Here is an 11,639-nt window from a genome sequence, read left to right on the forward strand (position 1 = left end):
GGGACGCGGAGTCGGCGTAATCGTTCTCCTCGGTGGCCTCGAGCAGCTCGCGCTGCGAGCGCACGGAGACGAACTCGCCCGCGCCCATCGACAGCGCGCCGGCGAGGAGCCCCGCGATGCCGCTGAACAGCACGAAGCTCGGGGCGACGCCGGTGGCGCCGACGCCCATCACGAGCGCGAGGTTCGACACCAGCCCGTCGTTGGCGCCGAACACCGCGGCGCGGAACGTTCCGGAGAGGCGCCGGCGTCCCCGGGCGGCGAGCCCGCGCACGACCTCGTGGTGCACCTGCTCGTCGGCGGCCATCTGCGCGGTCGCGTACGGCTCGTCGGCGTACGGCGAGCGCGCTTCGGCGTTCTGCGCGAGGGCGAGGACGAAGATCGAGCCGAAGCGGCGGGCCATCCAGGCCAGCAGCGTGGTGCCGAGGTCGGGCCGGGGAAGGCGCTGGGGCGTGTCGCCGAGGAGGGCGAGCCAGTGCTGCTCGTGGCGGCCCTCGGCCTCGGCGAGCGCGAGGAGGATCTCGCGTTCCTCGCCGGAGCGGCGGCTCGCGAGGTCGCGGTACACGCGCGCTTCGGCGCGTTCGTCGACGAGGTAGCGCGCCCAACGGCGACGGTCGCGGGCTGTCGGTGTGGCGGAGGTCGTCACGGTTCTCCTTCGGGTCTCCCCCACGTTAGGCGGGGCGTTCCCCTCCCCCGGGCGCGTCGGCCGATACTGACAGCATTTCGGGCCTCCGAAGCCCGGAACGACGGGGATCTCCGGACAGGGATGCCAGCATTTCGGGGTCGCGAAACCGCCCGGCGAACCGCCGCGGGACGGTGTTCAGGACCGGACGCGCTTGCGCAGCACTTCGATGCGCGCCTGCAGCTGCGCGACCGTGGCGTGCGAGACGGCGGGACCGCCGCAGATGCGTCTGAGCTCGGCGTGCACGAGGCCGTGCGCCTCGCCGGTCTGGCGGGCGTACAGCCCGACGAGGCTGTTGAGGAGCTGCCGCTGTTCCTTGAGGGTGCGGTGCAGGGGCTGCGGGAGCCCGCCCTCGTCGACGCTGGGCGGCTCCTGGCCGCTCGCCTTCTCCTTCGCTTCGCGCGAGGACCGGTGGCGCGACTGCCGCGACGCCCGGGTCATGAGCACCTCGTGCACCTGCTCGGGTTCGAGGAGCCCGGGGATGCCGAGGAACTCCTCCTCCTCGATCGTTCCGGGCACCGCGAGCTGGCCGAACTCCTGTCCGTCGAACAGGACGCGGTCGAAGTGCGCGAGGGAGCCGAGGGCCTGGTACTCGAATTCCTGCTCGAGCGCGTCGGAGGCTTTGTCCTCGCGCTCGGCGGCATCCATCATGTCTTCTTCGGCGTTCCACTGGTCGTCCGCGTCGCTGTCGCGGTCGAGGGCGTGGTCGCGCTGCGCCTCCATCTCGCCGGCGAGCGCGAGGAGCTGCGGCACGTTGGGGAGGAAGACGCTCGCGGTCTCACCGCGACGGCGGGCGCGGACGAAGCGGCCGATGGCCTGCGCGAAGAACAGGGGCGTCGAGGCGCTCGTGGCGTACACGCCGACGGCGAGGCGCGGGACGTCGACGCCCTCGGACACCATGCGGACGGCGACCATCCAGCGGCTCGTGCCCTTCGAGAACGTCTCGATGCGGCCGGACGCCTCGGCCTCGTCGGAGAGGACGACGGTGACCTTCTCGCCGCTGATGTCCTCGAGGATCGTGGCGTACGCGCGCGCGGCGGTCTGGTCGGTCGCGATGACGAGGCCGCCGGCATCCGGGACCGTCTCGCGCACCTCGGTGAGGCGCCGGTCGGCGGAGCGGAGGACCGCGGGGATCCAGTCGCCGTTGGGGTCGAGCGCGGTGCGCCACGCCTGCGACGTGATGTCCTTGGTGTTGTCCTGCCCGAGCTGGGCCTCCATCTCTTCGCCGGCCTTGGTGCGCCAGCGCATCTGCCCGGCATAGACGAGGAAGAAAACGGGGCGGACGACCCCGTCGTCGAGCGCGCGCCGGTAGCCGTAGGCGTAGTCGGTGCGCGAGAGGCGGATGCCCTTCTCGTTTGGGTGGTACTCCACGAACGGGATGGGCGCGGTGTCGCTGCGGAAGGGCGTCCCGGACAGCAGCAGGCGGCGGGTCGCGCGGCCGTACGCCTCGCGGAGCGCCTCGCCCCAGCTGAGCGCGTCGCCGCCGTGGTGCACCTCGTCGAGGATCACCAGGGTTCTGGCATCCATCGTCAGGCGCTGGTGCACCTCGGCCTTCACGGCCACCTGCGCGTAGGTGACCGCGACGCCGTGGTACTGCCGCGAGGGCGTCGCGTGCCGGTTGGAGAAGTACGGATCGAGACGGATGCCGACCCGCGCCCCGGCCTCGGCCCACTGGGTCTTCAGGTGCTCGGTGGGGGCCACGACGACGATGCGGTCGACGACGCGGCGACGCATGAGCTCGGACGCGAGGCGCAGGGCGAACGTCGTCTTGCCGGCGCCCGGGGTGGCCGCGGCGAGGAAGTCGCGGGGGCCGCGGCCCACGCCGTCGGGACCGTCGGAGCCGAAGTACTGGTCGAGCGCCTCGGCCTGCCACGCGCGCAGGCGCTGCGCGGTACCCCACGGGGCGCGCTGCGGGAACGACGGCGAGAGGTGCTCGGCGGCGAAGCTTCCGAAGTGGTGCTCGTCGCCGGAGTCACCGAAGGCGAGCTCCGGCGCGGTGCCGTCGGAGGTGTCGGGGAGGGCCGAAGTGCGGGCTTCTTCTTCCAGCATCGAACCTCCTTCCCTCGCGAGCGCGAACATCCACGATAGGCGGTTCTCGCGGATGCCGCGTGCGCCTGGGGATGGTTCCGCGACCCCACCAGCGATAAACGCTTCGCGTCGGCAGAAACGCTGCGGCGCGGCGTTTCTGGCGAGCCGAAGCGTTTATCGCGAAGAGGGCGGGACGCTGCCCTGCCGGGCCGGAGCCGGGGCGGATGCCGCGGGGACCGCGGGAGGGAGAGGGGGCACAGCAGGGCCCCTTGCCGTGTCGGAGGGCGGGGATAGCCTGGGGGCGGAGGTTTCGATGACACTCGATCCGCACTCGCCCGCCCCGTCTCCGTCCGAAAACCACGGCCCGCACCCCTGGCGCCGCTTCGTCGCCCTCGGCGATTCCTTCACCGAGGGGATCGGCGACCCGCTGCCCGACGGCGGTCACCGCGGCTGGGCGGATCGCGTCGCCGAGGTCCTGGCATCCCAGGTCGACGACTTCGCGTACGCCAACCTGGCGGTCCGCGGGAAGCTCATCGGCCAGATCGTGGCCGATCAGATCGAACCGACGCTCGCGCTGAAGCCCGACCTCATCACGTTCTCCGCCGGCGGCAACGACGTCATCCGCCCCGGCACCGATCCCGACGCGGTTTCGCAGCAGTTCGAGGATGCCGTCGTGCGTCTCCGCAGCGACGGCGCGACGGTCGTCGTGTTCACGGGCATCGACACCGAGTTCACGCCCGTGTTCCGCGGCATCCGGGGCAAGGTCGCGATCTACAACGAGAACATCCGCTCGATCGCCGACCGCTACGACTGCATCGTCGCGAACCAGTGGGGCCTGAAAGAGGTGCAGGACATGCGCTTCTTCGACGACGACCGCCTGCACTACAACACCCTCGGCCACCACGAGGTCGCACGGATGGTGCTCCGGGCGCTCAACGTCCCCAACGACCTGCAGCCGATGCAGCCCGAGGCCCTGCCGCCCACGACGTGGCGCGCGGCGCGTGAGAAAGACCTGGTCTGGGCGCGGGCGTACCTCGTGCCGTGGGTACTGCGGCGTCTGCGTCACCAGTCGTCGGGCGACCACATCCTCCCGAAGCGCCCCGAGCCGCTGCCCGTGATCACCCTCGCCCCGGGACAGGATGCCACGGCCCCGCGCCACACCCAGGTGTGAGGTCAGCGGAGCGCCCGCCCCAGTTCCCACAGCGCGACCGCGCTCGCCGCGGCGACGTTGAGCGAGTCCACTCCCCCGGCCATGGGGATCGTCACGACCGTGTCGGCTGCGGCGAGCGCCCCGCGGCTCAACCCGTCGCCCTCGGCGCCCAACAGGAGCGCGACGCGCTCGTGTCCGGCCGCGGCGAAGTCGTCGAGCGCCACAGCGTCGTCGGCGAGCGCGAGGGCGGCGAGGTGCAGCCCCGCGTCCCGCAGCAGCGGTTTGGCTTCGGGCCACTCCGGCAGCCGCGTCCACGCACCTGGAACACCGTGCCCATGCTGACCCGCACGCTTCGCCGGTACAGCGGGTCGGCGCAGCGCGGGTGACGAAGCACCGCGTCGGCGCCGAGCGCGGCGCGGAACGAAACGCGGCACCGACGTTAGTGTGATCGACGATGTCCTCGAGCACGACCACGAGCCGGGCGCCCGCGACGACGTCGGCGACGGGGTCCAGCACGGGACGGTGCATGGATGCCAGCAGCCCCCGGTGCACCGTGTACCCGGTGACCTGCTCGGCGACCTCCGCCGGGACGACGTACACCTCGGCATCCGACCCGACGAGCGCGAGCGCGTCGTCGAGGAACTTCTCCTGCACGAGCACCGAGCGGGGGCGGTGGCCGGCGCGGAGCGCGCGGTCGAGCACCTTCGAGGACTCGGCGATGTACAGGCCGCCGGCGGGCTCGCTGACGCGGCGCAGCGACACGTCGGTGAGGTCGCGGTAGTCGGCGAGGCGCGGGTCGTCGGCGGAGTCGATCGGGAGGACGGGCATCGTCCCACTCTGCCAGCACCGGGCGGCACGACGCCTCGGGCGATGGCATCCACCCACGGTCCTAGACTCGAAGCGACGGAGGTGCGCATGACGGACACGACGAGGGATGCCGAGACCCTGGCATCCATCGATCGAGCCGTCGAAGTGCTCGCCGGCCGCCGCGTGGCGGTGCTCACGGGGGCGGGGGTGTCCACCGATTCGGGGATCCCCGACTACCGCGGGAAGGGCGCGCCGACGCGGACACCGATGACGGCGGATCAGTTCCTCGCGAACGCGGACGCGCGTCGGCGCTACTGGGTCGGCAGCCACTTGGGGTGGAAGGCGTTCGCCGCCGCCGAGCCGAACGACGGGCATCGGGCTCTCGCGGCACTCGAGAACGCCGGGATCACGAACGGTGTCATCACGCAGAACGTGGACGGTCTGCACGTCCGCGCGGGCAGCCACCGCGTCGTCGAACTGCACGGGACGATGCGTCGCGTGGGCTGCCTGCACTGCGGGCAGGTGTTCGACCGCCGCGACCTCGCCGCGCGCGTCGAGGCCGACAACCCGTGGATCACGGTCCCCGAGAACGTCGAGCTCGGCCCCGACGGCGACGTCACGCCCGCCTCCGCGGAGGGGTTCATCGTGCCGGTGTGCACGGTGTGCGGCGGCACGCTCAAGCCCGACGTCGTGTTCTTCGGCGAGTACATCCCGGTCGAGAAGTTCCGCGAGGCCGAGCAGCTCGTGCACGCGAGCGAGGCCCTCGTCGTGGCCGGTTCGTCGCTCGTCGTGAATTCCGGCATCCGGCTCGTCGAACGCGCTCGTCGCCGGCGACTGCCCGTCGTGATCGTCAACCGCGGGGCGACGCGCGCCGATCAGCGCGCCGCGGTCAAGATCGATGCGGGCACGAGCGACGTGCTGAGCACCTTCGCCGAGCGGCTCCCCGCGCTGCGGTAACCGCCCGGGGGCTCACTCCCCGCGCTGCGGTAACCTCCGGGCGGCTCACTCCCCGCAGTGCGGCAACCGCCCGGCGCTTCACTCCCCGCGCGTGTACCCCACCGCGCCGTCCGCCAGGAACACGCGGTGCGCCCCCTCGACACGGAGCCCGGTGAGGCGCTCGACCGCCGCCGTCGCGGCGTCGTGCAGCTCCCCGTGCCGCTGCACGAACACCGCGTGGGCGCGCGGTCCGCTCCACGACGCGGGGAGCAGCACCGCCGGCAGGTCGGGGTCGGTGAAAGGGAACCGACGGTAGTCGTCGGTGAGGTGCACGCGGCGCACGAGCGCCTCCTCCTCGGAGGTCGGCGGCTCGGCGATGTCGTGCGCGGCGGTGAAGTCGCGGTAGAGGCGGTCGAGGCCCTCGAGGTCCCACCCGCGCCCGGCGAGCGATCGGTCGCCGTCGAGGTCTCCGGTCCGGCTGAGGAAGACGTCGGACTCGATGTCGCTCTCCGCCATGACCTGGCGAGCGGATGCCATCCGGTCGCCCGGGGCGATCCAGATCGCCGGCTGCAACTGGCCGAAGCCGAGCCACGTGAGGCGCTTGCGGACCTCGTCGCGCGCGGTGCGGTCGCCCGCCCGCGTCGCGATGAGCGTCCATTGCCCGTCCCACTCGCGCGCGATGTGCCGGAAGATGCGGTCTCGTCCCTCGTCGAGGAGGGTCCACGCCCGCGGCGACAGCACGTAGGTGGTGAGGCGACCGTCGCGCCGCGTCTCGAACCAGCCCTCGGCGCGCAGGCGCGACATGACGACCCGGGTGGTCGCCGGCTCGACGCCGAACAGCTGCATTACGTCGCTCAGGCCGCGCAGGGGCGCTCCTCCGTCGCCGCAGTAGCGGAAGTAGTCCCCGAAGAGCGTGAAGACGAGGGAGCGCGGGCGCATGCGAGAACGTTACCGGAACCACATGTAACGAAGTGATGGCGCTGCACGAAATTCTGTTGCATACTCGTGACGTCCCCCCTGGGACGACGACTTCAGCAAGGAGGCTGATATGCGCATCGCTGTCCTCGGCGGCGGCCCCGGCGGGTTGCTGTTCGCCGCACTGGCGGCCCGGAACATCCCGGGCGCCCACGTCGACCTGTTCGAACGCAATCGCGCGGACGAGGCCTTCGGGTTCGGCGTCGTGTTCTCGGACGCGACGCAGAACGGAGTGGATGCCGCCGACTCGGCGCTGCGCGAGACGCTCGACGCCTCCGGCGTGCGGTGGGACGCTATCCAGGTGCGCCTCAAGGGAGAGAGCCTGTCGTTCCGCGGCAACGGCATGGGTGCGGTGCTGCGCAAGGACCTGCTCGCCGCCCTCCAGGCCCGGGCGATGGACGCCGGCGCGCACCTGCACTTCTCCGACGCCCGCGGGCTCGACGACCTCGCCGACTACGACGTGATCGTCGCGGCGGACGGCGCGAACTCCCAGACCCGGGCCGCCATCGGAGACGACACGCTGGGCGTCACCTACGACATCGCCACGGCGAAGTTCATCTGGTTCGCGACGGACACCGTGTTCGACGGCCTCACCTTCCTCCACACGCACGACGACACTCTCCCCGGCGACGTGAGCGGCGTATTCGCCGCGCACGCGTACCCGATCGGCGGCGGGCTCTCGACCTTCATCGTCGAGACCGACGAGGACACGTGGCGGGCCGCGGGACTCGACGGCTTCGACACGGCCACTCCCCCGGGACCCAGCGACGAGCACAGCCAGCGACGCCTGGAAGAACTGTTCGCCCCGCTCATCGGGGGCGCGCGGCTCATCAGCAACAACTCCCGCTGGGGCAACTTCCGGACCATCCGGGCCCGCCACTGGCACCGCGGCAACGTCGCGCTGCTCGGCGACGCCGTGCACACCGCGCACTTCTCCGTGGGCAGCGGCACGAAGATGGCCCTGGAGGACGCGATCGCGCTCGCCGAGGCGCTCGCCACGCACCCCGACGACGTCGAAGCGGCATTCACCGCGTACGAGGCCGTGCGCCAACCGCAGGTCGCCCGCATCCAGGGCGCGGCCGGTCCGAGCCTGTCGTGGTGGGAGAACTTCGGCACCTACTTCCACGCGTTCGAACCGTGGCAGTTCGGCTTCCACTTCTTCTCTCGGGCGCTGCCGGCCGCCAAGATCGCCCGCCGCGACCCCGAGGCGGTGCGGCGCGCGCTCGATCAGTGGCAGCGACGGCACGGCGCACCGCCGCTGGAGTCCCCGGTCCGGGGGCCGGGCGCCTCCGTGCTCCTCGACCGTCGCGTGCTCGACCGCGACCACCTGCCGCCGGCCGTGACGGTCGCGGTGGGGAGTGGCATCCATCCCGATTCCGCGGTCCGCGACGCGCTCGCCAGCCACGCGGATGCCACGACCGTGCTGGTCACCGGCGGAAGCCCCCTCGAACGCCAGCTCACCGCCGAGGCGGCCCGCCTGCGCCACGGCGTGACGGCGATCATCGACGAGCCCGACTGCGACGAGGATCGCGCGATGACGCTCGTGCTGTCCGGCCGCGCCGACGCGGTGCTCCGATGAACACTGCGGAAGGACTCACCCCCTGGCCGGCCGAGGTCGCGGAGCGCTACCGGGCGGAAGGACTGTGGCTGGGCCGCGCGATCGGTGACGTGTTCGTCGAGTCCGCCTGGGCCCACGCCGACCGTGTCGCCGTCGCCGACGGCGACACGACCCTCACGTACGCGCAGCTGGCCGACCGTGTCGACGCGTGCGCGGCGCGGCTCCTCGCCCTCGGGATCGCCCCCGACGACCGAATCGTCGTGCAGCTGCCGAACCACTGGACGTTCGTCGTGCTGACGCTCGGCTGTTTCCGTGCGGGGATCGTGCCGGTCATGGCGCTGCCCGCGCACCGCGAGCACGAGCTGCGGCACCTGGTCGAGGCATCCGAAGCCGTGGCGCTCGTGAGCCCCGACGCGCTGCGCGACTTCGACCACCGGGGCCTGTCGTGCGCGCTGCGCGCGGGCAGTCCCACGCTCCGCCACGTGCTCATCCAGGCGGACGACGACCGCGTGCTCCCCGACGACGTCGAACGCCTCGACCCGCTGTGCGCCCCGTCGGACGCGGCGACCCGCAGCGTTTCGCTTCCCCCGGTGGATGCCTCCTCCGTCGCCGTGTTCCTGCTCTCCGGGGGCACCACGGGACTGCCGAAGCTCATCGCGCGCACGCACGACGACTACGTCTGCAACGTGCTGCTGACCTCGGCGACCGCGGACGTCGACGCCGACACGGTGTACCTGGCGACGCTGCCGATGGGCCACAACTTCCCGCTCGCGTGTCCCGGCATCCTGGGCACCCTGTTCGCCGGGGGCACGGTGGTGCCGCTCGGCTCCCCGCGTCCGGAGCGCGCGTTCGCGGCGATCCAGCGCTACGGCGTCACCCACACGGCCGCGGTGCCGGCCGTCGTGGCGTCGTGGCTCGACCACGGCGCCACGGTCGGCACCGAGGCGCTCCGCACCCTGCGCGTGCTGCAGGTGGGCGGCGCCCGACTGGCCGACGAGCTGGCCCGGCGCGCGGTCGCGGAGCTGCCCGGAACGCTCCAGCAGGTGTTCGGCATGGCGGAGGGCCTCATCAACGTCACGCGGCTCGACGACCCCGTCGAGGCGATCGTCGCGACGCAGGGTCGCCCGGTTTCGCCGTTCGACGAGCTGAGGGTGGTCGACGAGGCCTCGGGAACCGCCGTCCCGGACGGCACGCCCGGCGTCCTCCTCACCCGGGGGCCGTACACGCCGCGCGGCTACTACGACGCGCCCGAGGCGAACGCCCGCTCGTTCACGCCCGACGGCTTCTACATCACGGGGGACATCGTGCGGCTGCGTTCCGACGGCAACCTCGTGGTCGAGGGCCGCAGCAAGGACATGATCAACCGCGGCGGCGAGAACATCTCCGCCGAGGAGGTGGAGAACCTGGTCTACCGGCTCCCCTCGGTGCGGCTCGCGGCAGCGGTGGCGATGCCGCACGAGACCCTCGGCGAGACCGTATGCCTGTTCGCCGTGCTGCACGACGGGCACGAGCTCGACCTCGCCGCCGTCCGCGCGCACTTCGACGCCTCGGGGGTCGCGGCCTTCAAACGCCCCGAGCGCCTCGAGACGGTCGGCGAACTGCCGCTGACCAAGGTCGGCAAGATCGACAAGAAGGCGCTGCGCGAGTTGCTCGCGAGCGAACACGCCCGGGGCTGATCCCGGACCGAGGAGATCCATGTTCATCGACGCCGCCGGCCTCTCCCCCGCCGACACGTACCGCCTGCTCGTCGGTTCGGTCGTCCCCCGCCCGATCGCGTGGGTCACGAGCGGGCGGGAGCCGGTGAATCTGGCCCCGTTCAGCTCGTTCACGTGGGTGAGCCAGCATCCCGCGATGCTCGGGTTCACCGTGAACCGCCGCGCGCACGGCCGCAAGGACACCATCCGCAACATCGAGGAGTACGGCGAGTACGTCGTCAACATCGCCGACGAGTCGATGCTCGTTCCCTCCACGCCAGTTCGGAGGGGATGCCACCCGACGTCGGCGAAGCCGAGCACCTGGGCCTCGCGCTCGAGCACTCGCGGGTGATCGGCATCCCGGGGCTCGCCGACGCGCCCGTGCGGATGGAGTGCCGCTACCACTCGACGACCGCGTTCAGCCCCACCGGGGGCGAGTTCGTGGTGGGCACGGTGGTGGCGTGGTCGATCCGCGACGACATCGTGCGCCTCGGATCGACGGGCTCGGCGAGCATCGACACCGAGCTCCTGCGCCCGATCGGACGCCTCGCCGGGCCGCGCTACACCCCGCTCGGACGCGTGGTGGAGCTACCGCCCGTCCCGGGCGGATGAGCTGCGGCGACGGCGCCCGCGTCAGAACCAGCGCGCGATCGCGGGCAGGTCGCCGCCGCCCACGACCCGCAGGCGGCGAGCGCCGCGGCCGGTGAGCCAGCGCGCGAGGTCGGGCGTGGCGCCCTCGACCGTCGGGCCGCTCTCGCCGTACTCGGCGACCCCGAGGTCGCGATCGGTCGCGCGCAGCACGACCGCGCCGGGCTCGCTGCGGCGCGTCCACGCGCGGAGGACGTCGGCGATGATCTCGTCGACCATCTCGGTCGGGAAGTCGAGGAAAGAGCCGCCGTTGTCGAGGTCGACCGCGTGCACCCACACTTCTTTCGCCCGCATCCACGCCGTCTCCCGCGCGGGCACCGTGCGCCCCTGCGCGGTGACGACCGTGGCATCCCACTGCGCGTCGGTCAGGTCGCGCCACTCGACGTTGAGGTGGACCGCGGCGTGCTCGACGAGGTGCCGCAGGGCCCGGGCGGGCAGGGTCGACCCGAGGACGATCTCGTCCCACCGCTGGGTGTCGGAGGCGTACATCGGCGTCTCCACACCCGTGCGGGCCCACTCGACGAGCCGGACGACCGCGCGCGCGTTGTAGCCCACGTGCGCCAGCAGGTGGCGTCGCGACCACCCGGGCAGCAGGCTCGGGGCGTCCATGTCGTCGTCGTCGAGTTCGCCGAGCCGGCGCGCGAAGTAGGCCGTCCCGCGTCGCGCGAGGTCGAGGTGCGCGTGGGGTGCGGCCGGAGCGTCGTAGCGCGCGCCGGCGCCCTGACGCTCGCGCAGGGCCCGCTCCTCGGGGCTCAGCGTCTCGGCGTTCACGGCTCCTCCGCGACGAAGCGGTTGACGAGGGTTCCGATGCCGTCGATCGTGACCTCGACCACGCTCCCGGATGCCAGGTACTCCTGGGGTTCGCGCGCGTGTCCCACCCCGCCGGGGGTGCCGGTGAGGATGACGTCGCCCGGTCGGAGCGTCGTCACGGTCGAGATGTACCGGACGAGGTCGACCGGACCGTGGACGAGGTCGTGGATGTCGCCGTCCTGCTTGAGGACTCCGTCGACGACGGTCCGCATGCGCGCGTCGGAGGGGATCTCGTCCGGGGTCGCGAGCACGGGCCCGAGCGGCGTCGACCGCTCCCAGACCTTGCCCTGCAGCCATTCGCGCGTGCGGAACTGCCAGTCGCGCATCGAGACGTCGTTGGCGATCGTGTAGCCG

Annotated in this window: 11 protein-coding genes and 1 pseudogene; 6 read left to right on the forward strand and 6 right to left on the reverse strand. The window is 72.3% G+C overall.

The genetic code is table 11. The features are described 5' to 3' along the window. Together I5G_RS17195 and I5G_RS17200 are read right to left on the reverse strand one after the other, a co-directional pair. Positions 1-643: VIT1/CCC1 family protein (locus I5G_RS17195; protein WP_022880171.1), on the reverse strand; the 643-nt coding region annotated here is incomplete at its 3' end. A gap of 174 nt (positions 644-817) precedes the next feature. After that, the gene (locus tag I5G_RS17200; RefSeq protein ID WP_022880172.1) at positions 818-2,728 is read right to left on the reverse strand and encodes a DEAD/DEAH box helicase; all 1,911 of its coding nucleotides are present in this window, start codon (positions 2,726-2,728) and stop codon (positions 818-820) included. A gap of 292 nt (positions 2,729-3,020) precedes the next feature. Here I5G_RS17200 and I5G_RS17205 point away from each other — a divergent pair, with 292 nt between their 5' ends. Continuing rightward, entirely contained in the window at positions 3,021-3,878 is an 858-nt protein-coding gene (locus tag I5G_RS17205; RefSeq protein ID WP_022880173.1) for an SGNH/GDSL hydrolase family protein, read from the forward strand. A 2-nt stretch (positions 3,879-3,880) separates the two neighbouring features. On the opposite strand, the pseudogene I5G_RS23240 reads toward I5G_RS17205, so the two are convergent. Beyond that, positions 3,881-4,685, reverse strand: a pseudogene (locus I5G_RS23240) (TrmH family RNA methyltransferase). 87 nt (positions 4,686-4,772) lie between these two features. On the opposite strand from I5G_RS23240, the gene I5G_RS17215 reads away from it, so the two are divergent. Next, positions 4,773-5,621, forward strand: a complete 849-nt coding sequence (locus I5G_RS17215; RefSeq protein WP_026096039.1) for a Sir2 family NAD-dependent protein deacetylase — start codon at positions 4,773-4,775, stop codon at positions 5,619-5,621. 78 nt (positions 5,622-5,699) lie between these two features. Here the strand turns inward: I5G_RS17215 and I5G_RS23245 are convergent, their stop codons facing one another. Next, a complete protein-coding gene (locus I5G_RS23245; protein WP_022880176.1) occupies positions 5,700-6,539 on the reverse strand; it encodes a PaaX family transcriptional regulator C-terminal domain-containing protein in 840 nt (279 codons plus the stop codon). A gap of 109 nt (positions 6,540-6,648) precedes the next feature. Here I5G_RS23245 and I5G_RS17225 point away from each other — a divergent pair, with 109 nt between their 5' ends. Genes I5G_RS17225 through I5G_RS26260 form a run of 4 tightly spaced genes read left to right on the forward strand, consistent with a single transcriptional unit; the run spans position 6,649 to position 10,439 of the window. Continuing rightward, entirely contained in the window at positions 6,649-8,154 is a 1,506-nt protein-coding gene (locus I5G_RS17225) for an FAD-dependent monooxygenase (RefSeq protein ID WP_022880177.1), read from the forward strand. After that, entirely contained in the window at positions 8,151-9,809 is a 1,659-nt protein-coding gene (locus I5G_RS17230) for a (2,3-dihydroxybenzoyl)adenylate synthase (protein WP_022880178.1), read from the forward strand. Before I5G_RS17225 ends, I5G_RS17230 begins: the two co-directional genes overlap by 4 nt. Positions 9,810-9,828: 19 nt before the next feature. Beyond that, on the forward strand, positions 9,829-10,179 hold the full coding sequence (locus I5G_RS26255) for a flavin reductase family protein (protein WP_204365576.1): 351 nt from the start codon (positions 9,829-9,831) through the stop codon (positions 10,177-10,179). Then, on the forward strand, positions 10,119-10,439 hold the full coding sequence (locus I5G_RS26260) for a hypothetical protein (protein WP_204365577.1): 321 nt from the start codon (positions 10,119-10,121) through the stop codon (positions 10,437-10,439). The genes I5G_RS26255 and I5G_RS26260 overlap by 61 nt, the downstream gene beginning before the upstream one ends. A gap of 21 nt (positions 10,440-10,460) precedes the next feature. On the opposite strand, the gene I5G_RS17240 is transcribed toward I5G_RS26260, so the two are convergent. Beyond that, positions 10,461-11,246, reverse strand: coding sequence for a maleylpyruvate isomerase family mycothiol-dependent enzyme (locus I5G_RS17240; protein ID WP_022880179.1), 786 nt, complete (start codon positions 11,244-11,246; stop codon positions 10,461-10,463). Continuing rightward, the coding region (locus I5G_RS17245) for a fumarylacetoacetate hydrolase family protein (RefSeq protein ID WP_022880180.1) at positions 11,243-11,639 on the reverse strand (397 nt) is incomplete at its 5' end. The genes I5G_RS17245 and I5G_RS17240, both read right to left, overlap by 4 nt.

The organism is Microbacterium sp. B19 (assembly GCF_000333395.1).
In the GTDB taxonomy this organism is placed as follows: Bacteria; Actinomycetota; Actinomycetes; order Actinomycetales; family Microbacteriaceae; genus Microbacterium.

Coding starts and splice junctions, on each gene's coding strand:
- I5G_RS17200 (WP_022880172.1), bottom strand. CDS start 2,728: ATGCTGGAAGAAGAAGCCCGCACTTCGGCCCTCCCCGACACCTCCGAC.
- I5G_RS17205 (WP_022880173.1), top strand. CDS start 3,021: ATGACACTCGATCCGCACTCGCCCGCCCCGTCTCCGTCCGAAAACCAC.
- I5G_RS17215 (WP_026096039.1), top strand. CDS start 4,773: ATGACGGACACGACGAGGGATGCCGAGACCCTGGCATCCATCGATCGA.
- I5G_RS23245 (WP_022880176.1), bottom strand. CDS start 6,539: ATGCGCCCGCGCTCCCTCGTCTTCACGCTCTTCGGGGACTACTTCCGC.
- I5G_RS17225 (WP_022880177.1), top strand. CDS start 6,649: ATGCGCATCGCTGTCCTCGGCGGCGGCCCCGGCGGGTTGCTGTTCGCC.
- I5G_RS17230 (WP_022880178.1), top strand. CDS start 8,151: ATGAACACTGCGGAAGGACTCACCCCCTGGCCGGCCGAGGTCGCGGAG.
- I5G_RS26255 (WP_204365576.1), top strand. CDS start 9,829: ATGTTCATCGACGCCGCCGGCCTCTCCCCCGCCGACACGTACCGCCTG.
- I5G_RS26260 (WP_204365577.1), top strand. CDS start 10,119: ATGCCACCCGACGTCGGCGAAGCCGAGCACCTGGGCCTCGCGCTCGAG.